At 70.2% G+C, this 25,167-nt stretch carries 27 protein-coding genes; 22 read left to right on the forward strand and 5 right to left on the reverse strand.

What is annotated here, in order from left to right:
* Window positions 1-121: 121 nt before the first annotated feature.
* Window positions 122-862 carry a hypothetical protein gene (locus OV427_RS46975; RefSeq protein ID WP_267862779.1) on the reverse strand — a complete coding sequence of 247 codons (741 nt, stop codon included), beginning with the start codon at window positions 860-862 and terminating at the stop codon, window positions 122-124.
* Between the two features lie 152 nt (window positions 863-1,014).
* Here OV427_RS46975 and OV427_RS46980 point away from each other — a divergent pair, with 152 nt between their 5' ends.
* Together OV427_RS46980 and OV427_RS46985 are read left to right on the forward strand one after the other, a co-directional pair.
* A complete protein-coding gene (locus OV427_RS46980; protein WP_267862780.1) occupies window positions 1,015-1,341 on the forward strand; it encodes a hypothetical protein in 327 nt (108 codons plus the stop codon).
* Window positions 1,342-1,617: 276 nt separating this feature from the next.
* Window positions 1,618-2,871 carry a DEAD/DEAH box helicase gene (locus tag OV427_RS46985; RefSeq protein ID WP_267862781.1) on the forward strand — a complete coding sequence of 418 codons (1,254 nt, stop codon included), beginning with the start codon at window positions 1,618-1,620 and terminating at the stop codon, window positions 2,869-2,871.
* Between the two features lie 54 nt (window positions 2,872-2,925).
* On the opposite strand, the gene OV427_RS46990 is transcribed toward OV427_RS46985, so the two are convergent.
* A complete protein-coding gene (locus OV427_RS46990; RefSeq protein ID WP_267862782.1) occupies window positions 2,926-3,156 on the reverse strand; it encodes a hypothetical protein in 231 nt (76 codons plus the stop codon).
* Here OV427_RS46990 and OV427_RS46995 point away from each other — a divergent pair.
* Window positions 3,155-4,705 carry an esterase/lipase family protein gene (locus OV427_RS46995; protein ID WP_267862783.1) on the forward strand — a complete coding sequence of 517 codons (1,551 nt, stop codon included), beginning with the start codon at window positions 3,155-3,157 and terminating at the stop codon, window positions 4,703-4,705. The two genes, OV427_RS46990 and OV427_RS46995, sit on opposite strands and share 2 nt — an antisense overlap.
* 434 nt (window positions 4,706-5,139) lie before the next feature.
* Here the strand turns inward: OV427_RS46995 and OV427_RS47000 are convergent, their stop codons facing one another.
* Window positions 5,140-6,036: a DMT family transporter gene (locus OV427_RS47000; RefSeq protein WP_267862784.1), complete on the reverse strand. Its 897-nt coding sequence runs from the start codon at window positions 6,034-6,036 to the stop codon at window positions 5,140-5,142.
* Between the two features lie 107 nt (window positions 6,037-6,143).
* Between OV427_RS47000 and OV427_RS47005 the strand changes: the two genes are divergently transcribed.
* The 3 genes from OV427_RS47005 (at window position 6,144) to OV427_RS47015 (ending at window position 8,334) form a co-directional block, all read left to right on the forward strand.
* Entirely contained in the window at window positions 6,144-7,055 is a 912-nt protein-coding gene (locus OV427_RS47005) for a LysR substrate-binding domain-containing protein (RefSeq protein WP_267862785.1), read from the forward strand.
* 89 nt (window positions 7,056-7,144) lie between these two features.
* Entirely contained in the window at window positions 7,145-7,621 is a 477-nt protein-coding gene (locus OV427_RS47010; protein ID WP_267862786.1) for a MarR family winged helix-turn-helix transcriptional regulator, read from the forward strand.
* Window positions 7,618-8,334: a hypothetical protein gene (locus tag OV427_RS47015; protein ID WP_267862787.1), complete on the forward strand. Its 717-nt coding sequence runs from the start codon at window positions 7,618-7,620 to the stop codon at window positions 8,332-8,334. Before OV427_RS47010 ends, OV427_RS47015 begins: the two co-directional genes overlap by 4 nt.
* Window position 8,335: 1 nt before the next feature.
* Here the strand turns inward: OV427_RS47015 and OV427_RS47020 are convergent, their stop codons facing one another.
* The gene (locus OV427_RS47020; RefSeq protein ID WP_267862788.1) at window positions 8,336-9,172 is read right to left on the reverse strand and encodes an oxidoreductase; all 837 of its coding nucleotides are present in this window, start codon (window positions 9,170-9,172) and stop codon (window positions 8,336-8,338) included.
* A gap of 122 nt (window positions 9,173-9,294) precedes the next feature.
* On the opposite strand from OV427_RS47020, the gene OV427_RS47025 reads away from it, so the two are divergent.
* From OV427_RS47025 to OV427_RS47045, 5 genes are all read left to right on the forward strand, one after another.
* Entirely contained in the window at window positions 9,295-10,200 is a 906-nt protein-coding gene (locus tag OV427_RS47025; RefSeq protein WP_267862789.1) for a LysR family transcriptional regulator, read from the forward strand.
* 168 nt (window positions 10,201-10,368) lie between these two features.
* On the forward strand, window positions 10,369-11,409 hold the full coding sequence (locus OV427_RS47030; RefSeq protein WP_267862790.1) for a pirin family protein: 1,041 nt from the start codon (window positions 10,369-10,371) through the stop codon (window positions 11,407-11,409).
* Between the two features lie 139 nt (window positions 11,410-11,548).
* A complete protein-coding gene (locus OV427_RS47035; RefSeq protein WP_267862791.1) occupies window positions 11,549-12,607 on the forward strand; it encodes a strictosidine synthase family protein in 1,059 nt (352 codons plus the stop codon).
* Window positions 12,604-13,068: a hypothetical protein gene (locus tag OV427_RS47040; protein WP_267862792.1), complete on the forward strand. Its 465-nt coding sequence runs from the start codon at window positions 12,604-12,606 to the stop codon at window positions 13,066-13,068. The genes OV427_RS47035 and OV427_RS47040 overlap by 4 nt, the downstream gene beginning before the upstream one ends.
* An 82-nt stretch (window positions 13,069-13,150) precedes the next feature.
* Complete coding sequence (locus OV427_RS47045; protein WP_267862793.1) at window positions 13,151-14,089, forward strand: FAD-dependent oxidoreductase; 939 nt, start codon at window positions 13,151-13,153, stop codon at window positions 14,087-14,089.
* Window positions 14,090-14,131: 42 nt separating this feature from the next.
* On the opposite strand, the gene OV427_RS47050 is transcribed toward OV427_RS47045, so the two are convergent.
* Window positions 14,132-15,328: a beta-1,3-glucanase family protein gene (locus OV427_RS47050; protein WP_267862794.1), complete on the reverse strand. Its 1,197-nt coding sequence runs from the start codon at window positions 15,326-15,328 to the stop codon at window positions 14,132-14,134.
* A 466-nt stretch (window positions 15,329-15,794) separates the two neighbouring features.
* Between OV427_RS47050 and OV427_RS47055 the strand changes: the two genes are divergently transcribed.
* The 11 genes from OV427_RS47055 to OV427_RS47105 are packed head-to-tail and all read left to right on the forward strand — an operon-like array spanning window position 15,795 to window position 25,142.
* Window positions 15,795-16,643 (forward strand): HpcH/HpaI aldolase/citrate lyase family protein, encoded by an 849-nt coding sequence (locus OV427_RS47055; protein ID WP_267862795.1) that lies wholly within the window; start codon window positions 15,795-15,797, stop codon window positions 16,641-16,643.
* A gap of 51 nt (window positions 16,644-16,694) precedes the next feature.
* Window positions 16,695-17,927 carry an aminotransferase class I/II-fold pyridoxal phosphate-dependent enzyme gene (locus OV427_RS47060; protein ID WP_267862796.1) on the forward strand — a complete coding sequence of 411 codons (1,233 nt, stop codon included), beginning with the start codon at window positions 16,695-16,697 and terminating at the stop codon, window positions 17,925-17,927.
* A gap of 31 nt (window positions 17,928-17,958) precedes the next feature.
* Window positions 17,959-18,489, forward strand: a complete 531-nt coding sequence (locus OV427_RS47065; protein WP_267862797.1) for a MaoC family dehydratase — start codon at window positions 17,959-17,961, stop codon at window positions 18,487-18,489.
* A 4-nt stretch (window positions 18,490-18,493) separates the two neighbouring features.
* Window positions 18,494-19,492 (forward strand): NAD(P)H-quinone oxidoreductase, encoded by a 999-nt coding sequence (locus OV427_RS47070; RefSeq protein ID WP_267862798.1) that lies wholly within the window; start codon window positions 18,494-18,496, stop codon window positions 19,490-19,492.
* On the forward strand, window positions 19,485-19,757 hold the full coding sequence (locus OV427_RS47075; RefSeq protein ID WP_267862799.1) for an acyl carrier protein: 273 nt from the start codon (window positions 19,485-19,487) through the stop codon (window positions 19,755-19,757). The genes OV427_RS47070 and OV427_RS47075 overlap by 8 nt, the downstream gene beginning before the upstream one ends.
* A complete protein-coding gene (locus OV427_RS47080) occupies window positions 19,754-21,148 on the forward strand; it encodes an aminotransferase class III-fold pyridoxal phosphate-dependent enzyme (RefSeq protein ID WP_267862800.1) in 1,395 nt (464 codons plus the stop codon). Before OV427_RS47075 ends, OV427_RS47080 begins: the two co-directional genes overlap by 4 nt.
* Entirely contained in the window at window positions 21,145-21,561 is a 417-nt protein-coding gene (locus OV427_RS47085) for an acyl-CoA thioesterase (RefSeq protein ID WP_267862801.1), read from the forward strand. Before OV427_RS47080 ends, OV427_RS47085 begins: the two co-directional genes overlap by 4 nt.
* A gap of 41 nt (window positions 21,562-21,602) precedes the next feature.
* A complete protein-coding gene (locus tag OV427_RS47090; protein WP_420718388.1) occupies window positions 21,603-22,040 on the forward strand; it encodes a 3-hydroxyacyl-ACP dehydratase FabZ family protein in 438 nt (145 codons plus the stop codon).
* The gene (locus tag OV427_RS47095) at window positions 22,034-23,155 is read left to right on the forward strand and encodes a beta-ketoacyl-[acyl-carrier-protein] synthase family protein (protein ID WP_267862803.1); all 1,122 of its coding nucleotides are present in this window, start codon (window positions 22,034-22,036) and stop codon (window positions 23,153-23,155) included. Before OV427_RS47090 ends, OV427_RS47095 begins: the two co-directional genes overlap by 7 nt.
* Window positions 23,152-23,736: a coronafacic acid synthetase gene (locus OV427_RS47100; RefSeq protein ID WP_267862804.1), complete on the forward strand. Its 585-nt coding sequence runs from the start codon at window positions 23,152-23,154 to the stop codon at window positions 23,734-23,736. The genes OV427_RS47095 and OV427_RS47100 overlap by 4 nt, the downstream gene beginning before the upstream one ends.
* Window positions 23,733-25,142 carry a class I adenylate-forming enzyme family protein gene (locus OV427_RS47105; RefSeq protein WP_267862805.1) on the forward strand — a complete coding sequence of 470 codons (1,410 nt, stop codon included), beginning with the start codon at window positions 23,733-23,735 and terminating at the stop codon, window positions 25,140-25,142. The genes OV427_RS47100 and OV427_RS47105 overlap by 4 nt, the downstream gene beginning before the upstream one ends.
* Window positions 25,143-25,167: the final 25 nt, after the last annotated feature.

Consider the following 25,167-nt stretch of genomic DNA (forward strand, 5'->3'; position numbering starts at 1 on the left):
GTCCGTGCGACCTGCCCTCCGGAAGGCCGTCTACTGAACAGGCGGCCCTGGTAGAGCAGGAGTCCAGCCACGCACGGCCATCAAGGAACGAAGCCCCATGGACTACGGCGCTTCGGAGTAGCTACGGCGCCACCGCCGCCTGGACCGGGGCCACCTTGCTGAACACCGAGCCGGCGGCCTTGAGAGAGATTCGCTGGTAGCGCGCATAGGACTCCACCAGGGCCACGCGGATGGCGACGGGCTCCGTGGGCCCATGCCGGGCCACCGCCGTCGCCAACGCTTCGAGCAGGTAGGCCTCGGGCGCCATGAAGGTCCGCGTGAGCGCAATGGGCCGCGCGCCCAGGGACTTCAGCACGGGCCCGAAGTACCGCTCACTCACACAGGCGAGGACCACGACGGGACGCGGTGTGGCGCCCGCCATGGCCGCGAGCTTCGGCGGCTCCCGGTCCATGAGCCGGTCATGTCCAGCCCACACGACGAGGTCCGCCGCGCTTCCTCCCGCCGCCGCCCGAAGAAAGTCCTCCAGAGCATCGTCGATGCGATCTCCCGCGTAGGCGTGGAGCCGGAGCCGCACGGCCCGCTCTCCTGGCGCGGCGTCCCGTTCGACCACCAGTTCGCGCAGAACCGGACCGCCAGCAGCCCCCTCGCTCCGACTCCGGACCTTGAACCCGGGCGCGCGCCCCAGGAAGCGCTCCGCGCCATACGCCGCTCCCCAGTAGAGGTTCGTCTCCAGCGCGCGTGGGTCCCCCGCGGCGGCACGGCCACAGGCAATCTGCGCGTTGTCGCACAGCGGAACGAAGACCTCGACGTCAACCGTTTCCACGGCTGCGAGCAGGCTCAACAGTCCAAGCACGGGCACCATGGGACTCCTCCGAAAGGGGCCCGCTTGAGACAACCGGAGGGTCCGCCAGGGTTCCACCAGAACGACGCGGCCCCTACCTACTCATGAATGCTGTTCATCATGAGCAACCTTGTTGCATGATTCATGGGTTCCCCCAACCCATGGAGTCCCTGATGAACACCTCACGAATCCTTGTCTCGCTGACCGCCTGTCTCACCCTGTCTCTCACCGCCTGTGGAGGCGCGGAGGAGCCCCTCGCGGAGGCGCCGGATACCGGTGACGTGCTCGTGAGCACGGAGCAGGGCGTCGGGCTGCCGCCGAACTGTCCGAACGGGGACCTCATCTACTGGTTCGAGAACATCCAGGGGTGCCTGACCTGCGGCACGGTTCGCAATCCGGGGCAGCTCGCCACCCAGTACGCGGCCTGCCAGTCCAACGTGCAGGGGTCGAGGAAGCTCATCAACGCGAAGTACTGCATCGCCGGCTGCAACCCCCTCTAAGTAATCACTGCAAGCCCCGGGGCGTTGTTCCCGCGCCTGTCCGGCCTCAAGCTGCTTCTGGCCCAGCGCCACGCTGCCGAGAATCAGCGTCCCGGCGATGAGCATGGAGTCGGTGAGCGGCTCGTCCAGGCGCAACCACGCCCACGTCACGGCGAACAGAGCCACGTCGGGCCCCGGAACGGACGGCGTGTGCCCTGCAGGGGGGCAGGCCTGCCCCTCGGCCGAGCCGGCAGTCCGCGCGCCGCGTGGGCCCGCGCCGGGATATAGGGCCCCTCCATGACCTTCTCTTCGCTCGGCCTCTGCGAGCCGCTCGTCCGCGCCGTCGCCGACCTGGGCTACGACGCCCCCACGCCCGTGCAGCGCGCCGCCATCCCCGCCGTGCTGCGCGGACAGGACGTGTGGTCCTCGGCGCAGACGGGCTCGGGCAAGACGGCCGCCTTCCTCCTGCCGCTGCTGCACAGGCTCAGCGCCATTGCGCCACGCTCGCCGCGCCCCGTGCGCGCGCTGGTGCTGGTGCCCACGCGTGAGCTCGCGGCCCAGGTGCTGGAGGCGGTGGGGCAGTACGGCAGGCACCTGCCGCGGGCCCTGAAGAGCGTCCTCGCGGTGGGCGGCGTCTCGGCGAACCCGCAGATGCTTGCGCTGCGCGGCGGCGCGGACCTCGTCGTCGCGACCCCAGGGCGCGCGCTGGACCTCGCGGAGCAGAACGCGCTGCGTCTCGGCGCGGTGGAGATGCTGGTGCTGGACGAGGCGGACCGGCTGCTCTCGCTGGGCTTCTCGGAGGAGCTGGACCGGGTGCTCGCGCTGCTGCCCGCGCGAAGGCAGAACCTGCTCTTCTCCGCCACCTTCCCGCCGGGCGTGCAGGGCCTCGCAGCGGGGCTTTTGCACGAGCCCGCTCGCATCACCGTGGAGGCGAGCGAGGCGGCTCCCCCGCCCGACATCCAGCAGCGGGCCCTCGTGGTGGACACCGACAAGCGCACGATGCTGCTGCGCCACCTGCTGGACACGCACCCGTGGTCGCACGCGCTCGTCTTCGTCGCGAGCCGCTACGGCGCGGACCACGTCGCGCTGAAACTGCAGCGCGCGGGCTTCGCGGCGCTCGCACTGCACGGGGAACTGAGCCAGGGCGCGCGCACGCAGGCGCTCGAGGACTTCAAGGCCCGCCGCGTGCGGGTACTGGTCGCCACGGACGTCGCGGCGCGCGGGCTGGACATCGCGAGCCTGCCGGTGGTGGTGAACTACGACCTGCCCCGCTCACCCACGGACTACCTGCACCGCATCGGCCGCACAGGCCGCGCAGGGGAGCCCGGCACGGCGCTGAGCTTCGTCACCGCGGACACCGAGGCCCACTTCCGCGTCATCGAGAAGCGCCACGGGCTGCGCCTCGAGCGCGAGCGACTCCCGGGCTTCGAGCCCACGGAGGTGGCCGCGCCCGTGCTCGACCCGCGGGGCGGCGTGAAGGGCAAGCGCAAGAGCAAGAAGGACAAGCTGCGCGAGGCGGCGGCCGCCAAGGGCCCTGCACGCAAGCCCTAGCCCGGATCGCTCACACCGGGCACGGAGACAGGCCCGGCTTCGAGGGCTGGGGACCTACCGTCCGGCGCCCGAGGCCAGCACGCCGGCCCCCGCCAGCTCGACGATGCTGGCGGAGAACTCACCCTCCAGCCAGGCCTCGAAGGTGCCGGGCTCGCTCCGGGCGCGGATGCGCCCCTTGGCCGTGCCGCCGGCGCAGTGGGTGTGACTGTAGGAGAAGACGGGATTTGCGGTTTGTCCTAATCTCAGGGGAACGCATTCCGCTTTCTCCTCCCAGGACCTTCTCATGACGGTTTTCTCTCCGCCCTCACGCCGGACCGCCCGCGCCCCTGTTTCGCGCGTGGTCATGCTGGGCGTGCTCGCTCTCACGTTTGGCCTCTCGGCCTGTCTGGCCCAGGACGATGGCTCCGGAGGCATGGAGGACGCGCTCATGGCCGCGTCCACCGGAGAGGGCGAAGAGCCCGACTACTGCACCATGGAGTGCGATGGCGGCACCGATGCCGGGGATGCCGGCGACGCCGGCGATGCGGGCTGTCCCGACGAGGAGGAGTTCTCCGAGACGCCCGTCTGCGGGGATGCGGGAACCGACGGCGGCGCCGACGCTGGCGGCGACGCGGGTGCTGATGCGGGGAGCGATGGCGGGGCCGACGCGGGTCGGGATGGAGGAGGAGGCGGGGGAGATGGAGGCGATGGTGGTGCCGACGCGGGCCGGGACGCCGGGTCGGACGCGGGGGCGGATGGTGGCTCCGGAGGGGCGACGCCTCCCTCGGATGGCGGCGCCGATGGTGGCGTGGATGGTGGCGCGGTGGCCCTGGCCGAAGAGCCGGAGGAAGCGGAGCGAGAGGTGCTGGCCTCATTCGCCCCGCAGGCCGCGCCCGTTCCGACGCCCGTCCTCAACACCACCCCGAGCACGGCGGCTGACCGGACGAATGCCGCGGAGAATCAACGGATGAAGGAGCGCTGCGGCCAGTGCGAGGTCCGGCCCAGGGGACCCATCGACCCGAACAAGGTTCCCTACATCGCGGTGCATGGCATCAATGATGGTCCCAGCTCGATGGACCCGGTCATCAACAACATGCCGGCCAACGCACAGGTCTACGACTTCTCGTACCCGGACGATCGGCACCCGATGGAGACGGCGGACTGCCTGCGCAACGCCATCGCCCAGGTGTTGAAGCAGCACAACGGAACGACCGTGAACGTGGCGGCCCACTCACTTGGCGCGGCCATCGCGGCGGGCGCGGACCACTCGCTCGCGGACTACGACTGGATGCCGACGGTGGTGCCGACCACCTGTGGTCCGAAGACGGTGAACGGACGGCATCGCCCTGGCTTCGTGCCCGAGCCGGCGCCTGGCGCCAATGACCTCGACCTCCGCATGACCCTGATCGACCCCATCTTCCAGGGGTTCGGGGACTACCCGCTGTTCATCGCCGATTGCATGCCTGGACGTGGAGATCTCATCGCGGGCAGCGCGTTCCTGCGGACGTTGAATACGAAGCCCACCGCCTCGAAGAAGAAGAGGGTGGTCTACGCCGACGACGCCAACCTCCCCAAAGGTGACACCGCGCGCGGGCTCAACGAGTTCTCACCCAATGAGCTCGAGCTGATCTGCAAGATGCTTCGAGGTGAGCGTGTGCGGACTCGCAACTTCGAGCTCATGAACGCGTGGAACGCCGCCAAGAACCTTCCCGTCGGAGCCACGGGGAAGACGCTGATGGGCACGCTGAGCTGTGGCGGCGACTGCTCGGCGCAACGGCTCAAGGACCTCGCGGGCCAGACCACGCCCCTGTTGCCCGGCACCCACACCGGCATCCTCCCCAACGTCCACTTCTGATCCCGGCCAGGTGCCCAGCCGGGCGCGTGGACGAATCCGGGCCGGGTTCTGTTGCCTTGCGCCCGCGGAGTCCCCTCGCCTACAGGTTGGGCAGCCGACGGCTTGTCTCCCGGGGCCACGAATCACCCACGCGGTGCGGCACTGCCCACGGTAGGGTCCGCCACGCTGACGTACCCCTCTCCGGAGAAGACGATGCCCCAGGACAAGAAGACCCCGGCCGCGACCAAGGTTCCGACCGAGAAGAAGGCCCCGGCAGTGCCCACTGCGAAACCGGCGCCGGCCGCGACCGAGAAGCCCGTGCGCCGGGCAGGCAAGCCCAGCAACTCCTTCCTCGTACAGAACCCGCCCTCCAAGAGGTTCCCCTCCCGCTAGGTGGGGAGCCCCAGGCGCGCCGTGACCCCGGAGCAGGCTTCCGGGGCCGGAAGTCCGCTTCCCTACGCCGGCTGCTTCTGGCTCAGCGCCACGCTGCCGAGAATCAGCGTCCCGGCGATGAACATGGGCACCGTCAGCGGCTCGTCCAGGAGCAACCACGCCCACGTCACGGCGAACAGCGGGACGACATACGTGACGGTGGAGGCACGCGCCGCGCCGATGCGCTGGATGAGTCGGTAGAAGATGGCATATGCCACACCGGTGCAGAGCACGCCGAGCGCCCCGGCGCACAGCCAGGACCGCAGGGGAATGGCATGCTCCGGCCACGACGCGGCGGCGAACGGGAGCATGAGCAGCGCCGAGCACACGAGCGTGGCCGCCGCCACGGCGCCGGCCGGAAGGCCCGTGAGGTTGCGCTTCACCATGTTCCCGCCGATGCCATACAGGAACGCGGCCGTCGTACCCGCCGCCACCGCCCAGCCGATGCTCGCGCCCGCCGTCTTGCCGCTGGCCAGCACCACCACGCCCGCGAAGCCCGCGAACAGCGCCACCGCGCGCCGCGAGCCGATGCGCTCGCCGTAGAACAGGAACGCCACCAGCGCGGTGAACAGCACCGCCATGCTGTTGCAGATGGCACCGATGCCGGCCGGCGCCCGCTGCGCCGCCCACGCGAACAGGGCGAACGGCACCGCCGAGTTGATGGCCCCAATCAAGGCCAGCCTCGGCCAGAGCTTCAGCGGAAAGGACGCCCGCGCGCGCCACAGGAACGGCATCAGTACCAGCGCCCCCAGCGCCAGCCGCAACTCCACCAGGGGCATCGCGCCGAAGTCCTTGGCCGCGACGCGCATGAACATGAACGACGCGCCCCAGATGGCGCCCAGCAGCCCCAACTCCAGCGGCGTCTGCCAGGTGACCGCGAGGGAGGGAACGGAGGGACGGACCAGCGTGGTTGAGCTCATGGCGAGGCTCCAAAATGGCTGTTGGCTGCCCTCTAGATGTCGCCGAGCGCCCTTCCCCACAAGCGCATGTTTTTCCAGGCAGCCACAAATATGATTTGAGGCTCGTCATGCCTCTTCCCTCCGACTGGCTCCCGGCCCTGGCGGCCTTCGAGTCCGCCGCCCGTCACCAGAACTTCGCCCACGCGGCGGAGGAGCTGCACCTCACGGCCAGCGCGGTCAGCCACCATGTGCGCAAGCTGGAGGCGCAGCTCGGCGTCGCCCTCTTCCAGCGCCACGCGCGCGGCGTGTCCCTGACGGCGGAGGGACGCCAGCTCGCGGACACGGCCAGCAGCGCGATGGCGGACATCGACGGCGTGCTGCGGGGCCTCAGCGCCGCGCGCGACGAGCGCAACCGCGTGCGCATCAACACGCTGCACTCGCTGACGTACACCTGGCTGCTGCCGCGCCTGCCGGCCTTCACCACCCTGCACCCGCACATCCGCATCCAGATTGACACGGAGGCCTCGCTGGCACGCTTCGACGAAGGCGGCCCCGACCTGGCCATCCGCCACGGAGAGGGCCACTGGACGGGGCTGACGGCGCACCACCTGATGGACGACGCCCTCTTCCCCGTGGCCTCGCCTCGACTGGCCGGCCTCCAGGACGTCCGGGACGCGGCGGATGTCGCGAAGCTGCCGCTGGTGCGGGACTTGTCGCGCCAGGGCTGGGCGGACTGGTTCCGCGCGGCGGGAGTACGCGACGCGCAATTCGACGAGCGCCACGGCTTCAGCGACACCACGGACGCGCTGAAGGCGGCGGTGCACGGGCTGGGCGCGGCGCTCGGGCGCGAGCAGATTGTGGCGCCGTACCTCGCGGATGGGAGTCTCGTGCGCCTGCCCGGCCCCACCCTGCCCGCGCGCTTCGGCTACTTCGTGGTGTACCCGGCGCACCGGCGGCTGCGGTCGGCGGCGCGGACCTTCGTCGACTGGGTGCTCCAGCAACCCGCCCGTCCGCCCGCGGAGCTTCCCCGGACCCGGTAGGCGCGAAGCGCGCGGCCGCCGGCCCTCGGACGCGGCAACGGCCTCCGCCCGCATTGACAGGACCCTGTCGAATTGGCAGAAGCCTGTCCATGGCGAAGCTCACGGCAGCGGGAGAGCTCCTCACGGAGCTGGTGCTGGAGGTATTCCGAGTCAACGGCCTGGCGCTGGAGGCGGGCGACGCGCTGACGGAGTCCCTGGGACTCAGCAGCGCCCGCTGGCAGGTGCTTGGCGTGGTGGACCACGAGCCAGCGCCGGTGGCGAATGTCGCCCGCGTCATGGGGCTTGCCCGGCAGAGCGTGCAGCAGACCGCCGACGCGCTGGAGCGCGATGGCTTCATCGAGTACCGGGAGAATCCGCACCACCGTCGCGCGAAGCTCATCGCGTTGACGGCCCGGGGCCGCGAGGCGCTCCAGAAGGTCGAGGCCCGCCAGGCGACCTGGGCCAACCAGCTCGCCGCGGGAATGGACGCGAAGGCGCTGCGGTCAGCGGCGGAGGGACTGCGCCAGGTGCGGCAGCGCCTGGAGGAAGACACCGCCGCCGACAGCCGGGCGGGAGGCGCGCGATGAGCGGCACGTCGACGATTCCCCTCCTCCCCTGTGTCTCGCTCGACGAGACGCTGGACTTCTACCGGGCCCTCGGCTTCGAGGTGACCTATCGGCAGACCTCGCCCAATCCCTACGCGGTGATCCAGCGCGACGACTTCCAACTGCACTTCTTCGGCCTCAAGGGGCTGGTGCCCTCGGCCGCGTACAGCACGTGCCTGGTGGTGATGCCCGAGGTGGAGCCCCTGCATGCCACGTTCGCCGAGGCCCTGCGGCGCACGCTCGGCAGGCTCCCGGTGGCAGGCATCCCCCGGCTCACGCGGATGAAGCCGGGCCAGGGGCGGTTCACCCTGGTGGACCTGAATGGCAACTCCCTCATCTTCGTCCGGAGGGAGAAGGCCGGCGCCTCCAAGCCCCGCCCCGCGCCGGAGCCCTCCTCCCGGCTGGCGAAGGCGCTCGCCGCGGCCGCCCGCCTGCGGGACTTCAAGACGGACGACGCCGCGGCGGCGAAGGTCCTCGACGTGGCGCTCGCCCGGAACGAGCCCGCGGCGCCCATGGACCGGGCCCGCGCCCTGGCGGCCCGGGCCGAGCTGGCGGTGGCCCTGGATGACCCGGAGCGCGCGAAGGCCCTGCGCGCCGAGCTCCAGCAGGTTCCCCTGTCCGCCGAGGAGCGCGAGCACCTCCAGGTGGAGCTGCGCGCCGTGGACCACCTGGAGCGCATGCTCGGGCGGCGGTAGCTCACACCGTCGCGTCGAACCCGTCGGTGGACACGGCCAGCTCGCGCCATGCGGCGAGCTCCTCGGCGACCTGCCGGTTCTTGGCTTCGACGACGGCGACCGTGTCGCTCCCCAGGGGCAGCCGCAGCGGCGGCCGCTCCGCGTCCACCAGCGTGAGCATGGCCTTCGCCAGCTTGTGGGGGTTGCCCGGCTGCGCGTGGTTCAGCGTCGTGGCGGAGGAGCGGGTGACACCGGACGACGCGGCGTAGTCGGCGATGGGCTCGGACACGGAGAGGGACTGCCCGTCGAGGAAGTCCGTGCGGAAGTAGCCGGGCTCCACCACCGTCACCTTGATGCCGAGCGGCGCCAGCTCGGCATGCAGCGCTTCCGTGAGCCCCTCCACCGCGAACTTGGTGGCGCAGTAGACGCCCCAGCCCTGGGAGGAGGCGTAGCCGCCGACGGAGGACATGTTGATGACGTGGCCCGAGCGCTGGCGCCGCATCTGCGGCAGCACCGCGCGGGTGACGGCGAGGAGGCCGAAGACATTGGTGGAGAACACGCGCTCCACGTCGCGAGCGCTGGCCTCCTCCACCGCGCTGAGCAGGCCGAAGCCGGCGTTGTTCACCAGCACGTCGATGCGGCCGAAGCGCGCCACGGCCGCCTCCACCGCGGCGCGGGCCTGCACCTCCTGGGTGACGTCGAGCGCGGCGGCGAGCAGGCGCGGGTGCTCGCCGAACTTCGCGGTGAGGCTCCTGGGGTCCCTCGCGGTGGCGACGACGGCGTCGCCGGCGGCCAGGGCCTCGGCGGTGATGAGGGCGCCAAGACCACGGGAAGCTCCAGTGATGAACCAGACGCGCATGGCGGATTCCTTTCGGGTGCGTCGCCGGGCAGTGCGACCGGCTGACGATTCAGAAGGTACCGGCCGCACTTCATTGAGAGAATCTCTTGAGTCTTCATCGAGCTGATGAATTCATCTCAGCAATGAAGCGCATCGACCCGGCGGCCCTGTCCCCCTTCCTGGCCATCGCCACGCACCGCAGCTTCCGGAAGGCGGCGGTGGAGTTGGGAGTGTCGCCCTCGGCGCTGAGCCACGCGCTGAACGGCATCGAGGAGCGCCTGGGCGTGCGTCTGGTCAATCGCACCACGCGGAGCGTGGCGCTGACGGAAGCAGGCGAGCGCCTGTTCGAGCGCATCCGTCCCGCCTTCCGCGACATCACCGACGCCCTCGAGGACCTGAACAGCTTTCGCGGCCAGCCCATGGGCACGCTGCGCATCAACGCGGCGCTGCAGTCCGCCCAACTGGCGCTCATGCCCATCGTCACCCGCTTCCTGCGGGCGTACCCGGACGTGCGCGTCGACCTCGTGGTGGAGGACGCGCTGACGGACATCGTCGCCGCGGGCTTCGACGCCGGGGTGCGCCTGGGCGAGAGCCTCGAAGCGGACATGCTCGCGGTGCCCATCGTTCCCCGCATCCGGTCCGCCGTCGTGGGCTCGCCGGAGTACTTCGAGCGGCATGCCCGGCCGAAGGTGCCGCAGGACCTGCGAGCCCTGCCCTGCATCCGCTACCGCTTCCTCAGCGGCGCCCTCTACCGGTGGGAGTTCGAGCGGGGCACCGAGGAGGTCAGCATCGAGGTCGACGGCCCGCTGAGCGTCACCGAGCAGAACCTGATGGTGGACGCGGCGCTGGAGGGCGTGGGCCTGGCCTATGTCTTCGAGCCGAGGGTGACCGAGCTGATTGCGCAAGGCCGCCTGGTGCGCGTGCTGGAGGACTGGTGCCCCTCCTACCCGGGGTTCTTCCTCTACTACCCCAGCCGCCGCCAGCTCCCGGCCGCGCTCCGCGCCTTCGTCGACTTCGCGAGGGCGCCCGCGCCGGGCCGGGCGGGCTGAGCGGCGGGAAAGGCACGTTGTTAGGATGGAGCGGCCCCAGCGGAATCAAACGCGAGGTGGACCGTGGACGAAGTGAGCCGGAGAGCGGCGTTGAAGCTGATCGCGGCGGCGGGAGTCACCACCGCCGCGGGGTGTTCGCGCGGCTCCGGAAAGGCAGAGGAGCAGGGAATGAGTCAGCAGAAGAGTCCGCAGCAGCAGGAAGCCGTCCTCCGTGTCGAGCCGCTCGGGATGCCGTGGCGGACGCCGGACCCGTTCCTCTTCTGCGTGCACCACGACGACCGGTACCCGGCGGGCAACGAGCGCCTGGGGCCGTCCGCATCGCTCGCGGGCCGAAACCTGGGCCAGGACTTCGACGGGCGGGACGGCTGGAACATGTACCACGGCACGGTGGTGCCCGGGTTCCCCCAGCACCCGCACCGGGGCTTCGAGACCGTCACCGTCGTCCGTAACGGACTGCTCGACCACTCCGACTCGCTCGGCGCGGCGGCGCGCTTCGGCGGGGGTGACGTGCAGTGGCTCACGGCCGGCGCGGGCATCAACCACTCGGAGATGTTCCCGCTGCTGAAGCGTGACACGCCGAACCCGGTGGAGCTGTTCCAGATCTGGCTCAACCTGCCGCGCGCGAACAAGCTCGTGGAGCCGCACTTCTCCATGCTGTGGAATCACGTCATCCCCAAGCATGTCGCGAAGGACGAGGCGGGACGCACCACGGAAGTCACCGTGGTCGCCGGCCGGCTCGGGGACACGAAGGCGCCACCGCCGCCGCCGAAGTCCTGGGCGGCGCACGCGGACGCGGACGTGGCCATCTGGACTCTCAAGCTGGCGCCCGGCGCGCGCTGGACGCTGCCGGCGGCGGCGCGTGGCAGCAACCGCATGTTGTACTTCTTCCTCGGCTCTGGGCTGCGTGTGGCGGGGCGTGCCATCGCGCCGTCGCACAGCATCGAATTGCGCGCGGATGTGGACGTGGAGCTGGAGAACGGCGCGGACGTGACGGAGCTGCTGCTCCTGCAGGGGCGTCCCATTGGCGAGCCCGTCGTGCAGTACGGCCCGTTCGTGATGAACTCGCGGCAGGAAATCCAGCAGGCCTTCGCGGACTACCAGCGCACGGGCTTCGGTGGCTGGCCCTGGCCGAGCAACGACCCCGTCCACGCGAGGGAGGAAGGCCGCTTCGCGCGGCATGCCGACGGCCGGCTCGAACGGCCGGTCTGAGGACACGCGACGCTCACGGAGACGCCGCGCACCGGGCCTGACGGCTGAGTCTGCCTGGGGCGTGGCCTCCCGTGATTGCGCTTCCATCCCCCACCGGACGACGGCATCGGACTTCCGGGGGAGGCGCTAGACTGACCTCATGAGAAAGAAGTTTTTCGCAGGGCTCGGCGTACTGCTCCTCGTGCTGTCCGGTTTCATCGTGAAGACGCTCGCGGACGCGGGCCAGTTCAAGCACCTCGTCCCCCACTTCGCCGGCCGCTGCACCCCGGTGTCCGGCATGCCCGGCGCCGAGGACATCACCTTCCATCCAACGCTCGGCTACGCCTACGTCTCGTCGGATGACCGCCGCGCCACGCTGGCCGGGCGCCCCGTGCAGGGAGGCATCTATCGCCTCGACCCGGCGAGCTCCGCGCCCCCCGTGCTGCTGACGGGAGCGTTCAAGCAGGCCTTCCACCCACATGGCCTCAGCCTCTTCGTCGCCCCGGACGGCGCGCAGACCCTGTTTGTGGTCAACCACCCGGAGCCGGGCCAGCATCAGGTGGAACGGTTCCAGGTTGGTGCGGACGGGATGCTCATCCACCGTCAGACGCTGCGAGACGCGGCCCTGGTCTCCCCCAATGACCTGGTGGCGGTGGACGCCGAGCGCTTCTACGTGACGAACGACCACCACTTCCCGCCGGGCGCCCCGCGGGTCGTGGAGGAGTACCTGCAGCTCGCCATCGGCAACGTGCTCTATTTCGACGGCCAGGGCTTCCGGGAGGTCATCAGCGGCACGTCCTACGCCAATGGCATCAACCGCTCCGCGGACGGGCGGACGGTGTACCTCGCGCAGGTGGTCGGACGCTCGCTGTCCGTCTACGCGCGGGACGCGGACTCGGGCGCACTGACGCATCGGCAGACGTTCCCGCTGGGGAGCGGGCCGGACAACATCGAGGTGGATGCGAGAGGCGACCTGTGGGTTGCCTCCCACCCGAAGCTGCTCGACTTCGTGGCCCACGCGAAGGACGTGTCCGGGGCGACGCGAGCTCCCGCGCAGGTGCTGCGGCTGAAGTCCTCGGGAGACACGTTCGAGATGGAGGAGGTGTTCCTCGACGATGGCCGACAGACAGCCGGCAGCGCCGTCGCGGCGGTCTCCGGGAAATGGATGCTGCTCGGCCCCGTCTTCGAACCGGACCTGCTCCGCTGCGAGCTGCCATGACGTCGCACCGCTCGCGCCGGATGTTGCTCGGCCTCGCCGCCGTCCTCCTCGCCGCGAGTGCTTGCGGGCCCCGCCGCCACCCGGCCTTCCCTTCCGAGAAGCACGGACTGCCGCCGGGAACGCCGCTCACCTTCGCCCAACTGCGTGACAGGACGCTGCCGGCGGGGGACCGGTTCCAGATCGACGCCTACGTCGCGGGCTTCAGCGACTGTCCGCCGTGCCCACCCCGGGCCAACTGCAAGCCCTGTGAGCGACTCTCGACGGTCCTGCATCTGAGCGAGGGGCCTCCGCCGTACCAGGCGGAGTCGGCGGTGCTGAGCGTCGATATCGGCGTCCATGACGGCCACGTGTTCGTGCCCGGCCGCAGGTATCGCTTCGAGATTGGCCCACCGACGCCCGACGACACCCCGGGGTTGCTGTCGTACGAAGCTTCCCTGCTGCGTTACACGCCGCTCCCCTAGCGCCAACCCATTTGCAGGAACAGCAACCTTGAGTGCCGGGTTCGTCGGCCTGGTCACGGCAGGAGCCAGCTATGCTCGGGGCATGTTCATCATCGTCCTGGGCTGCGGGGTGTCGGGACTTTCCTGCGGCATCCGCCTGGCCGAGGCCGGGCACGCGGTGGAAATCCGGGCGCGGGAGCTGCCGCCGCACACCACGTCCGATGTCGCGGCCGCCGTCTGGTATCCGTACCGGGTCTACCCCCAGGCGCTCGTCAACGCATGGGGGCGGCGGACCTACGAGGTCTTCCAGCAACTGAGCCGCGAGCACTCCGAGGCGGGCATCGTCATGGTCTCTGGAGTCGACGCGTTCCGGACACCCGTGCCAGACCCGTGGTGGCGGGACGGCGTGCCGGACTTCCGCCGGGCCGCCGCGGAGGAACTGCCTCCGGGCTTCGTGGACGGCTACGGCTTCAGCGCTCCCGTCGTGGAGATGCCCCGCTACCTGCGCTTCCTGATGGACCGCTTCCGGACGCTGGGCGGGCGCATCGTCCAGCGCGAGGTGCGCTCGCTGGAGGAGGCCTGGGCGGACGTGCCGCTCGTCATCAACTGCACGGGCCTGGGCGCCCGCGCGCTGGTGGGCGACGAGACGCTGTACCCCGTCCAGGGCGAGGTGCTGCGCGTGGAGCCCTCACCGGTGGACCGGTTCGTCTTCGACGCGGACGAGACGGAAGGCGTCGCATACGTCATCCCCCGCGCCACGGACTGCATCCTTGGAGGCACGACGGTGGAGGGGAGCTGGTCGCTGGAGCCCGACCCGGCGCAGGTGGAGGGCATCCTGTCGCGCACCGCGCCGCTGCTCCCGCCGGGGACTCGGGTGCACGTCGTCGAGCACAAGGTGGGGCTGCGCCCCGGCCGGCCCGCCGTGCGGCTGGAGGCGGAGGACGTGGGTGGGCGCAGGGTCATCCACAACTACGGCCACGGCGGCGCGGGCGTGACGCTGTCGTGGGGCTGTGCCGAGGAAGTGGTCTCGCTGGTGCGGTGAGCCGCGAGGGAAGAGGCCCCGCGCCTGCCTTTCGCTGCCAGGCTAGAAGGCCTCGAGCGTGATCGTCGCCCCCGTCGGCTGGCGCGAGACGATGAACGAGCTGCCGTCGCAGTTGTCGTCGTTGCCGAGCGCGTACGCGCGGCCGTCGATGGCGTTGGCGTGCACCACCTTGGCGTAGTAGTTCGTGAGGCCCTTCCACGGCTGGAAGCTGTTGCGCATCGTCGATTTGCACGCTTCGGTTCCGCTGATGACGCCCAGGTGGTCCTGCGACATCAGCACCGTTCGATTGAGCGCCGGTGCGAGAGCACCTTGAATCTCGGAGCCGTGGATGCCTCCGCCCGCCTTGGCGTTGACCTGGTTGGCGAACACCTGGAAGGTCGTCGGCTTCGAGAACTCCGGCGTCGGGGACTCGGCGTCGGATACGCCCTTCCTCTCAAAAACGAAGTTGCCCGAGGCATCGACGGACCCGACGAAGAATATCCCGGTCTCGACCTCCGCCCAGAGGCGATTGGAGCCGCTGGCTGCGTAGTGCGCCCACACCGCGTCGATGTACGGATCGAGGTACGTCATGCTGAACGTACCGTTCTCGATGCCGTGAAACGGCGCGATGGCGACTCCGTCCTCACCGCCGTGCTGGATGACGAGACTGCCCCAGCCGGGGGTGTGTTTGAGTTGCGATAGGATTTTGGAGCGCGCGCCAGCTTTGAAGCCAACCACGTCTCCGCCGGGCGTGTCCTTGCCGTCCACACGCAAAGACATCGGAATTCCGACCATGTCGACCTGCGTGAGATTCGCGTTGAAGCCCGTCTTCGGATCCATCGGAAGGTTGACGAACTCCCACCAGTCGAAAAGCGTGCCGAAGTTGTCGCCGTTCGTGTTCCATCCGTTCGGCGTCGTGTTGTTGAAATAGGGCGAGCCAACGATGCCGGCCGCCTTCATCTTCAACTTGTTCTTGACGGAGAAGTACATGCGCGCGCCGCCATCGAGCGCCGGCAGCAGCATCTTCCCGCCATCGGTGCCGGTCCCCAGATTGATGCTGTAGTCGAGGAGTCCGTTCTTCTCGTCGCTCGGGAGGATCTGCTCGAGCGTGCCGGCCTTCGCGTCGGTGAGATGGTACCAGGGAAAGAAGCGCTTCCCTCCCGGCATGTCGGGCTGCTTCTGCCCGGTGATGACGAACCAGATATCGCTGTCCGCGTAGGGCGTCTTGTTGACGATCTGGATCGGAAGTGTGTCTGACACAGCGAAATCCTCCGCGAGAATTGAACCCGGTATCTCCAGGACGCCCGACGACTCAGGGTGTGAATCTGGATGGGGCCGAGGCCGGGCCTGATCCAGGGTCGGCGGGTTGCGCTGGCGAGTGCTCCTGACGCGACGCGCGACCCCTGACCCACCCGTCAGCAGCTCGCCCCACCCCTCCGCCCCGGCACTCCACCGCGCCCCACTTCCGGGCTGTAAATCTCCGGGCACGTCAAACCACATATCAAAACGTAGAGCCACGTATGTCTATGTTCAAATACATATCAATGACTTGCACATATTCAGCAGCCATGGAACTGCAATTCTTTGCATGTCTTTCTTGACGACCCGAAATGACAGGAGTACTCAGGCGCTCACCTGGTCATCGCGCCTCGAGCAGGCCGCCCGTGTCTCAACGAGCGGTACCGCTACGGGTGCGCGCAAGGCAGGCCCTTTCCCGGAGGCAGCCATGATGTTCACCCGGTATTGCCGCTCCATCCTGTTCACCCCGGCGCTGGCCGTGGACCGTTTCGCACGGGGGCAACAGTCCGGCGCGGACATCAGTCTGGTGGACCTGGAGGACTCCGTGGCGGCCAGCCACAAGGACGCGGCGCGGCAGCACGCGGAGGCGTTCTTCTCCGCCCCGCGCAGCTCGTCCAGCCGCCTGGCCGTCCGCATCAACGCCGTCACCCGTCCCGACGGGCTGCGGGATCTTCTCGCCCTGCGCAACTACGCCGTCAAGCCCGAGGCGGTGCTCGTCCCCAAGGTGGAGTCGCCACGAGACCTGGAGATCGTCGAGCAGGTGCTCGGCCCCGCGTGCGCGAAGGTGGACCTGCTCGCCCTGGTGGAGACACCTCGAGGGGTGGAGAACGTCCACGCCATCGCCTGCGCGACGCCGAGGCTCAAGGCGCTCGTGTTCGGCTCGGCGGACTTCTCCTTCAGCATCGGCGCGTCGCTCTCCTGGGATCCCCTGCACTACGCACGCTCCCGGCTCGTCACCGCGGCGCGCGCCGCCAACGTGCAGGTCGTGGACTCGCCGCTGTTCGACATGGCGGACGTGGAGGGCCTGCGCCACGAGTGCCAACTGGCCCGGAGCATGGGCTTCAGCGGCAAGGCCGCCGTCCACCCGCGCCAGGTGGAGATCATCAACCAGGCCTTCTCCCCGGACGAGAACACCCTGCGCAAGGCGCGGAAGATCGTCACGGAGAGCCAGGCCCGCGACTTCAACATCTGCGTGGTGGAGGGGACCATGATGGGTGCCCCGTTCGTCGAGGCGGCGAAGCGCACCCTCGAGGAGTTCGGCCCCCAGGAGGGCTGAACCCCGAACGTCCCCCCACATCGCAGCCCACCTGCCCCAGGAGGAGTCCACATGGAAGCAAGCAGCCCGCAGAGCGTCTTGGGTCCCCGGCGCTACCGCAACAACGAGAAGCTCATCGCCGTGGGTGACCGTGGCTGGCAGCACGCCGCGGAGAACGGGCTCATCGGCATCAAGGTGGACTTCGAGTCGAACAACCGGCTCGTCGACACCCGGACGGGCCACGAGTTCATGACGCTGTGCTCATGCTCGTACCTGGGCCTCAACCACCACCCGAAGATCCTCCAGGGCTCCATCGACGCGCTGCGGGAGGCCGGCACCAACAGCCTGGCCATGTCCACCCTCCGCATCCGCCTGAACCTGATGGCGCGCATGGAGGAGGGAATGCGCGACTTGTACGGCTGCCCCACCCTGCCGGGCGCCACGTGCAGCGCGCTGACCGCGGGCATCCTCCCGCTGCTGGCCTCCGGCCACGTCACCGAGGACGGCCAGCCGCGCGTCATGGTGTTCGACCGCTTCTGTCACTTCTCCATGGCCTACATCAAACCCATCTGCGGCGATGAGAGCCTGGTGCTGACGAGCCCGCACAACGACCTCAACTACCTGGAGGACGTCTGCAAGAAGTACCCCCGCGTGGCCTACGTGGCGGACGGGGCCTACTCCATGGGCGGGCTGACGGCGCTGGAGGGGCTGCTCCAGCTCCAGGAGCGTTACGGGCTGTTCCTCTACATCGACGACTCGCACTCGCTGTCCATCACCGGCGAGCGCGGCGAGGGCTACGTGCGCTCGCGGCTGAAGATGAACCCGCTGACGATGATCGTCGCCTCGCTGGCCAAGGCGTTCGGCAGCTCGGGCGGCATCGCCATGCTGGGCAGCGAGAAGATCTTCGACTTCCTCTACCGCAACGCGGGGCCGCTGGCCTGGTCGCAGAACCTCCAGACGCCCTCGCTGGGCGCGTCGCTGGCCAGCATCGAGCTGCACCGCTCGCCGGAGCTGCGCCAGCTCCAGGACCAGCTCCAGCGCAACATCCAGCACTTCGACAGCCAGTTTCCCTCGCCGCACGCGGGCAACGGGATGCCCATCCGCCTCATCCAGGTGGGCGAGGAGGAGCGCGCCATCCGGCTGTCCTCGGAGCTGTACCAGCGCGGCTACTACTGCTCGGCGGTGTTCTTCCCCGTGGTCGCCCGGGGCGAGGCGGGGGTGCGCGTGATGATGCGCGCGGACATGACGCTCGAGCAGGTCCGCACCTTCTGCGACGACGTCAAGGACATCCTCTCCCACTTCTGATGCCCCCCACCCGGGCCACGAGGACGCCACCATGGAGGGCACCGGAATCACCGGCTACAAGCAGCTCGGACCGCAGCGGTACCGGGAGGTCCTCGGTTTTCACTACGAGGACTTCACCGTGGGGGACGTCTTCGAGCACCGGCCCGGCAGGACGGTGACGGAGGCCGACAACGTCCTGATGAACACGCTGAGCATGAACCCGTCACCGCTGCACCTGGACGCCGCGTACTGCGAGCAGACGGTGTGGGGCCGGCCGCTCATCTCCAGCCTGGTGACGTTCAGCATCGTCTGCGGGATGAGCGTGCGCAGCACGAGCGGCAGGGCCACCGCCAATCTCGGCTGGGACAAGATCCGCCTCACCCACCCCGTCTTCGCGGGCGACACGCTCTACGCGGAGAGCCGCATCCTGGCGAAGCGGCTGTCCACCCGCCGGACGGGAGAGGGAATCGTCACCTGCGAGACGGTGGGCCTCACGTCGAAGGGCGAGGTCTTCCTCTCCTTCGAGCGCAGCTTCCTCGTGCCAACCCGCGAGCGGGCCGTCGAGGAAAGGGCCAGGTACTGACGCCATGCGGGCCGTCATCTACGAAGGCTCCGGCGGGCCGGAGGTGGTGAAGCTGCGCGAAGTCGCGAGGCCCGTGCCCACGCGGGAGGCGCTGCTGGTGAAGGTGCAGGCCACCGCGCTCAACCGCGCGGACCTGCTGCAGCGCCACGGCGAGTACCAGGTCCCCGAGGGCCAGTCCCCCATCCCCGGCGTGGAAGTCGCTGGCACCGTGGAGGCCTGGGGCGAGGACGTGAAGGGCTTCACCCGGGGGCAGCGCGTCTACGGCGTGGTGGAGGGTGGCGGGCTGGCCGATTACTGCCTGCTGGACCAGGGCATGGCCAACCCCATCCCCACCGGCTTCGACTTCGCGGAGGCCGCGGCCACCGCGGAGTCCTGCCTCACCGCCAACGAGACGCTCTTCACCCTCGGCCAGCTTCAGCAGGGACAGGCGGTGCTCATCCACGCGGCGGCAAGCAGTATCGGCACCACCATGGTGCAGATGGCCCGGCACGTGGGAGCCACCACCTTCTGCACCGTGGGCACACCGCGGAAGGTGGAGGCCCTGCGCGCCCTGGGTGCCGACGAGGTCTTCAACTACCGGGAGCAGGACTTCGTCAGCGAGGTCCTCCGCCTGACGCGCGGCGAGGGCGTCCCGCTGGTGATGGACTTCATTGGCGGCGCCTGGCTGGAGCGCAACCTCGCCGTGCTGGGGCATGAGGGGTGCCTGGTGATGGTGGGGCTGCTCGACGGCATGACGGCCCAGGTGGACCTGCTGCGCATCGTGCAGCGCCGCTTGCAACTCAAGGGCTCCTCCCTGCGGCTGCGGCCCATGCGCGAGAAGCGCGAGGTGAATGCGCGCTTCCGCCAGCGCTGGCTGGAGGTGCTCGCCCGGGGCGAGCTGCGCCCCGTCATCCACGCGCGCTACCCGCTGGAGGACGTGGGGGTGGCGCTGGCGGACATGGAGGCGAACCGCAACATCGGGAAGCTCGTACTCACACTCGAAGGGAAATCCAGCCATGCATGAAGAGCTGACGACAAACATCAAGAAGATCCTGATCAACAACCTGTTCGTCGAACTTCCCCCGGAGCAGATCGGCGCGGATGACGGCCTGCAGTCCGTCATCGGCCTGGACTCGGTGGGCTTCCTCGAGCTGCGCGTCATCTGCGAGGACGAGTTCGGCGTGCGCATCTCCGACGAGGACTTCAACGCGGACAACTTCCGGACGTTGAACCAGCTCGTGTCGCTCATCGTGGGCCTGAAGACCCGGGCCCAGGGAGGCGCGTGGTGAAGGTGCCCGCTCCAGGAGGAAGACTGGACCCCGCGGAGCTGGACCGGCTGCGTGCCGGACTGGCGCTGCACATGGACCACTACGGCGGCGGGCGCCTGCCCTTCGCCTGCCTGCAGGCGCGCGGGCTCGTCCAGCAGATGGTCCCGCTGGAAGGCGAAGGCGCGGGCCGGGTGCTGGAGGTGCTGGACGCGAGCGGCGGCTACGCCAGCGCCTGCCTGGGCGCGGGCCACCCCTGCCTCCATCAGGCGCTGCGGGACGGCCTGGAGCGCGGCTACGTCACCGACGAGCTGGGCTCGCTGGAGCGGACGCTGCTCCTGGAGGAGCTGTTCGGCCCCGGGGGCCGCTGGGCGGATCGCTTCCCGGGAAGTGACTACCACGCGAGCGGCCGCAACTCCGGCTCCGAGGGACTGGAGCTCGCGCTGCGGCTGGTGTTGGAGTCGGGCTTCGACCGGCGGCGCCTGTCGGTGAAGGCGGGCCGTGAGGCGCGGCGGACCGTGCTGGCCTTCGAGGGCGCCTGGCATGGGTGGACGGGCGGCCTGGTGCCCCTGCTCAACCGCCGGCACTACCGTGTCGGCCTGCCTCCACCGACCACCGAGCGTCCCTTCGGCCTGGACGTTGCGTTCCTGCCCTTCGGCCAGGTGGAGCCGCTGGAGCGCTTCTTCGCCGAGCAGGGCTCGAAGCTGTCCGCGGTCTTCGTCGAGCCCATCCAGGGCGACGCCGGCATCCTCGTGCCACCGCCGGGCTATCTGCGGAAGCTGGCCGGGCTGTGCCGTGAGCACGGCGTGCTCCTGGTGGCGGACGAGGTGCTCACCTTCGCGAAGACGGGCCGCTTCTTCGCCATGACGGACGAGCAGGGGCCCATCCCCACCGACATCACCGTCATCGGCAAGAGCCTGGGCATGGGAGCCGTCTCCACGTCCATGGTCATCGCGCGGCGCGAGCTGACCGTGCGCTCCAGCGGCGCGGTGTCCACGTCGGACCTGCGGCCCCTCACCTGCGCGCTGATGCGCGCCGGCCTCCGGTACGTCGAGGAGGAGCGCCTCGTCGAGCGCGCCGGCCCCCTGGGCGAGGAGCTGCGTGCCCGGCTCCAGCGGGACGTGGTGGAAGCCTTCCCGGAGCTGTTCCTGGAGGTCCGGGGCCTGGGCTACATGAACGGCATCGAGCTGACCGAGCGCGCCGCCAGCAGCCTCACCCGCCTGCGCCACCGGCTCCTCGAGTCCGGCGTCTTCGTGGAGTTCATGGCCGGGGCGGGCCGGCGCTCCCACGGGCTGCGCTACCTGTTCCCCGCGATGCGCATCGCCCCGCCACTCATCGCGGGCGAGGAGGATCTGCGGCACATCGTCGAGCGCATCCGCGAAGGCACTCGGAGGTTCGTGGAGGCGGGGCCATGACGCCCCTGCGCCACCGCGTGGAGCACGTCGACACCGATGCGTCCGGGGTCGTCCACTTCTCGCGCTACGCCTCGCTGCTGGAGACCGCCGCGCTGGAAGAACTGGAGCGCAAGGGCTCGGGGCTGGTGGCGCTCGAAGGACAGGGGTTGGATTTGCGCGTGCGGGAGCTGCGCATCAGCTACCGCGCCGCCGCGCGCTTCCAGGACTGGCTGCGATTGGTGGCCAGCGTGGAGCACGTGGGCCCCGCGAGTCTCAAGTTGGGCGTGAAGGTCTACCGCGAGGGCCAGGAGCCCGAGCCGGTGCTGCTCGCCTCAGGAAGTCTGGACATGGCAGTCGTCAACCGCGAGAGCGGAGGTCCCTCGTGCATTCCCCAAACACTCAGCGCCGCCCTCAAGCAATCCCTCTCCCAGTAAGTGAAGAAGCGCGGCAGCCCAGGCCCCTGGGCTTCACCGCCCTGCGCCAGTGGCTCCGCCACCGGCACCCGATGATTCTGCTGGACCGCATCGTGGACCACGAGCCCGGGAAGTTCCTCGAGGCCCTCATCTCCATCTCGGGGAACCTGGACTGCATCGCGGGCCACTTCCCCGAGCGCGCCATCTACCCCGGCAGCAACCTCATCCAGGCCTTCGCCCAGGCCGGCATCATCCTCTACCAGATGAGCACGTCGCTCCTGGCGGAGGACGAGCTGACGCTGATTGGCTCGGTGGAGAGCCGGTTCCTCCAGGTCGTCGTCCCGGGCGACCAGGTGCTGCTGCGCGTCCAGGTGAGCCGCCTGGCCGGAGGCCTCTTCGTCTACTCGGGCAAGGCGACGGTGGGCACCCGCCGCGTGGCGGCGTTCCGCGCCAGCCTCGTCCGCACCAAGGTCTCGGAGCTGGGCTCGCCGCTATGGTAGCGCCCGTCGCTGTGACGGGGGCCGCGTGGAGCACGGCCCTCGGCCACGGACTCGGCGACGTGTGGCGGCGGCTGCTGGCCGGCGAGCACGGCTTCGTCGAGGTGGACTCCCCGCACCGGCTGAGGAACGCGCTGGCCGCGGCCATTCCTCCACCCGGTGACGGCCCCGCGCGCCGGCTGCGGCGCCTGGCAGAGGAGACGCTGCGCCGCGCGCTGGCCGAGGCGGGACTGGACGCGGGCGGCCCCGGCACGCGCTTCGTGCTGGGGACGAGCCTGGGGGCCTGGCTCGACGAGGCGTGCGAGCGCGAAGCGCCGCTCCACGCCTGGGCGGACGAGGTGGCCCGCACGGTGGGCGCGCGCGAGGCGCCGGTCTGCCTGTCCACTGCGTGCTCCTCGGGCTCCGATGCCATCCTGGTGGGCGCGGAGCTCATCCGCGCCGGGGCGGCGGAGGTGTGCGTCTGCGGCGGCGTGGATGTCCTCACCCCGAGCAAACGGCTGGCGCACTCGGCGCTCTCCACCATGTCCCCCACCCGGCCGCGCGCCTTCGACGCGCGGCATGACGGCATGCTGCTGGGCGAGGGCGCCGGCTTCCTCGTGCTGGAGTCCCTGGCCCATGCCCGGGAGCGCTCAGCGCCGCTGCTCGCCGTCTTCCGGGGGGCGGGCTCGGCCAACGACGCGGCGAGCATGACGTCTCCGGACCCCGCCGCCATGGGGGCCCGGCTGGCGATGGAGCGCTCTCTCTCGGACGCCGGCGTGGCGGCGGGAGACATCGGGCTCGTCAACGCTCACGGCTCGGCCACGCCCGCCAATGACCGCGCGGAGACGGAGGCCTTCCGCGCCGTCTTCGGGGCGGGGCCACGTCCGCTGGTCTTCGCGACGAAGGGCGCCTTCGGCCACACCCTCGGCGCCACCGGCGCCATGGAGGCGATTGCGCTCATCCTCGGGCTGCGCGAGGGCGTGGTGCCGCCCATCGCCGGCCTGGAGCAGCCCGACGCGGACTTCCCCTGCCCGCTCCCCATGGGCCGGCCGGTGCGGCACGAAGAGCGAATCGGCCTGAGCCTCACGCTCGGCTTCGGAGGCTTCGACACCTCGCTCGTCTTCGAGGTCCCTCGATGAGCCTGTCTCCTCACACCAAGACGTCCCTCGTGATCCGTGGCAGCGCGGCGGCATGGGGCGGTGGGCCCAATCCGTACGCGGCGCGGGTGAAGACCTCCGTGCGCTACGCGGACCCGATGGCCTGGGCCCTCGTGCTCGCCATTGGCGAGGCCACCGAGCCGCTGGGCGAGGACTTCCGGGGCGCGGTGGATCGCTGCTCGCTCATCCAGGTGGGCCCCGAGGCGCCAGCGGAGGCCTTGTCCCAGGCCGCGAGCGAGGCGCTGCGCGGCTTCGCCTCGCCCATCCGCTTTCCCGCGGCCACCCCGAGCGCGCCCACGGGCCTGGCCTGCATCGTCCATGGCCTCCGCGGACCGACGCTCGCCCTGACCCTGCCCGTGGCGGAGGGAGCCGCCATCGCCCTGGCGCTCTCCGCCGCATGGCTCGCGCGAGGCGTCGTCGACTACGCGCTCATCGGGACGGCGGCTTCCGTGCCCGGCGGCCCGCCCCGCGCCGCCTGTGCGGTGCTCTCGCGAGGCGAGGGCCCGGGCGTCGCCCCGGCGCTCCTGGTGAAGACCCTTCTCCCCCGAGCCTCGCACCCATGAATGAAACGACCACGGACGTGGCGGGCATCTCCCTGCCGACCATTCAAGCGTTTCTGGACCGCGTCCGGGACCTCACGGAGTCCGGAGCCCCGGCGCAGCACCCGGTGGCGCGGCTCGCGGCCTCCTGGCGGACGCACGGCCTGCGGCCGGGAGATGTCGTCCTGCTGGCCCTCCCGAACGGAGCGGAACTGCTGGCCCAGGTCTTCGCGACTCTCGCCGCGCGTGGGGTGCCCGCGCTGGTGTCTCCCTCCGCGCCCGCCGCGCGACAGCAGGCGCTCGTGGAGGCACTCCCAGCGCGCGCGCTGGTGACCATGCGCCGTCCCGCCCCCCAGGCCCTGGAGGTGGACCGTTTCACTCTCGGCGGAGCCGAGGTGGCCCTGTTCCCCGAAACGCAGACGCCGGCCGCCCGGCCCGGAGAGATGGTCCTGCTCACCTCGGGCACCTCGGGCTTCGCCAGTGGCTGCGTATTCGACCTCGATGCGCTCTTCCGGAACGCGAGCCGTCACGCGGACGCCGTCGGTCTGCGCGCCGGGGACACCGTGCTGGTGAACCTGCCGCTCTACTATTCGTACTCCATGGTGGCCCAGGCCTTTGGCTCGCTGCTGCGAGGCGCGGACCTGGTCATCAGCGGGCCCCCCTTCCAGCCCGCCGCGTACCTGCGGCTGCTGGCCGAGCACGGCGTCACCGTGTCCGCCCTGACGCCGCTGCTGGTGCGCTCGCTGCTCCAGCAGGGCGGCGCCTTCCCCGAGGGGCTGCGCTCCCTGGGCGTCGGAGGGGACGTCCTCTCTCCAGAGCACGTGACACGGCTGCTGCGCCAGCGGCCCCGGGGCGAGCTGTACATCACCTATGGCCTGTCCGAAGCCGGACCTCGAGTCGCCACGCTGGCAGCCCACGCCGAGCCGGCCCACCGCTTCGCCTCCGTGGGCCTGCCGCTCCCGGGGACGCAGGTGTCGCTCGTCCCCCGGGGCCCCGGCGGCCAGAAGGAGCTGCTGGTGTCCTCGGACACGCTGATGAAGCGGCGCATCGGCTTCGTGGAGGGCGAGAAGCTGAACGCCTGGCGTGGCCCCCACCTGCTGGCCACGGGGGACATCTTCGACATCGACGCGGAGGGCTACCTGTACTTCCAGGGACGGCTCTCCGACTTCATCGTCCGGGGCAGCGAGAAGATCTCCATGGCCTCCGTGCGCCGCCTGGCCACCACGCTTCCCGGCGTGCTCACGGCGCGCACGCAAATCGTCCCCGGCGTGGAGGGCGACGACTACGAGATGATCCTCACGGTGGCGGACGAGGGGCGCTCGATGGACCACGTGTCCGAGGCGCTCTCCCGCCTCCTGCGGCTCGCGGAGCGCCCACGACGCATCCAGGTCGTCTCCGCGGACGGAGCCACCGCCGCGCTTCACAAGTGAGCCGGTGACGCCACGCGTGCCGCGG

The organism is Pyxidicoccus sp. MSG2 (assembly GCF_026626705.1).
GTDB lineage: Bacteria > Myxococcota > Myxococcia > Myxococcales > Myxococcaceae > Myxococcus.

Excerpts from the sequence above, each read along its gene's own strand:
- OV427_RS47015 (WP_267862787.1), top strand. The coding sequence starts at position 7,618 with ATGAGCGGCACGTCGACGATTCCCCTCCTCCCCTGTGTCTCGCTCGAC.
- OV427_RS47095 (WP_267862803.1), top strand. The coding sequence starts at position 22,034 with ATGGTAGCGCCCGTCGCTGTGACGGGGGCCGCGTGGAGCACGGCCCTC.
- OV427_RS46985 (WP_267862781.1), top strand. The coding sequence starts at position 1,618 with ATGACCTTCTCTTCGCTCGGCCTCTGCGAGCCGCTCGTCCGCGCCGTC.
- OV427_RS47040 (WP_267862792.1), top strand. The coding sequence starts at position 12,604 with ATGACGTCGCACCGCTCGCGCCGGATGTTGCTCGGCCTCGCCGCCGTC.
- OV427_RS47085 (WP_267862801.1), top strand. The coding sequence starts at position 21,145 with ATGACGCCCCTGCGCCACCGCGTGGAGCACGTCGACACCGATGCGTCC.
- OV427_RS47100 (WP_267862804.1), top strand. The coding sequence starts at position 23,152 with ATGAGCCTGTCTCCTCACACCAAGACGTCCCTCGTGATCCGTGGCAGC.
- OV427_RS47020 (WP_267862788.1), bottom strand. The coding sequence starts at position 9,172 with ATGCGCGTCTGGTTCATCACTGGAGCTTCCCGTGGTCTTGGCGCCCTC.
- OV427_RS47055 (WP_267862795.1), top strand. The coding sequence starts at position 15,795 with ATGATGTTCACCCGGTATTGCCGCTCCATCCTGTTCACCCCGGCGCTG.
- OV427_RS47005 (WP_267862785.1), top strand. The coding sequence starts at position 6,144 with ATGCCTCTTCCCTCCGACTGGCTCCCGGCCCTGGCGGCCTTCGAGTCC.
- OV427_RS47030 (WP_267862790.1), top strand. The coding sequence starts at position 10,369 with ATGAGTCAGCAGAAGAGTCCGCAGCAGCAGGAAGCCGTCCTCCGTGTC.
- OV427_RS47010 (WP_267862786.1), top strand. The coding sequence starts at position 7,145 with ATGGCGAAGCTCACGGCAGCGGGAGAGCTCCTCACGGAGCTGGTGCTG.
- OV427_RS47065 (WP_267862797.1), top strand. The coding sequence starts at position 17,959 with ATGGAGGGCACCGGAATCACCGGCTACAAGCAGCTCGGACCGCAGCGG.
- OV427_RS46995 (WP_267862783.1), top strand. The coding sequence starts at position 3,155 with ATGACGGTTTTCTCTCCGCCCTCACGCCGGACCGCCCGCGCCCCTGTT.
- OV427_RS47025 (WP_267862789.1), top strand. The coding sequence starts at position 9,295 with ATGAAGCGCATCGACCCGGCGGCCCTGTCCCCCTTCCTGGCCATCGCC.
- OV427_RS46975 (WP_267862779.1), bottom strand. The coding sequence starts at position 862 with ATGGTGCCCGTGCTTGGACTGTTGAGCCTGCTCGCAGCCGTGGAAACG.
- OV427_RS46980 (WP_267862780.1), top strand. The coding sequence starts at position 1,015 with ATGAACACCTCACGAATCCTTGTCTCGCTGACCGCCTGTCTCACCCTG.
- OV427_RS46990 (WP_267862782.1), bottom strand. The coding sequence starts at position 3,156 with ATGAGAAGGTCCTGGGAGGAGAAAGCGGAATGCGTTCCCCTGAGATTA.
- OV427_RS47070 (WP_267862798.1), top strand. The coding sequence starts at position 18,494 with ATGCGGGCCGTCATCTACGAAGGCTCCGGCGGGCCGGAGGTGGTGAAG.
- OV427_RS47105 (WP_267862805.1), top strand. The coding sequence starts at position 23,733 with ATGAATGAAACGACCACGGACGTGGCGGGCATCTCCCTGCCGACCATT.
- OV427_RS47035 (WP_267862791.1), top strand. The coding sequence starts at position 11,549 with ATGAGAAAGAAGTTTTTCGCAGGGCTCGGCGTACTGCTCCTCGTGCTG.
- OV427_RS47000 (WP_267862784.1), bottom strand. The coding sequence starts at position 6,036 with ATGAGCTCAACCACGCTGGTCCGTCCCTCCGTTCCCTCCCTCGCGGTC.
- OV427_RS47075 (WP_267862799.1), top strand. The coding sequence starts at position 19,485 with ATGCATGAAGAGCTGACGACAAACATCAAGAAGATCCTGATCAACAAC.
- OV427_RS47060 (WP_267862796.1), top strand. The coding sequence starts at position 16,695 with ATGGAAGCAAGCAGCCCGCAGAGCGTCTTGGGTCCCCGGCGCTACCGC.
- OV427_RS47045 (WP_267862793.1), top strand. The coding sequence starts at position 13,151 with ATGTTCATCATCGTCCTGGGCTGCGGGGTGTCGGGACTTTCCTGCGGC.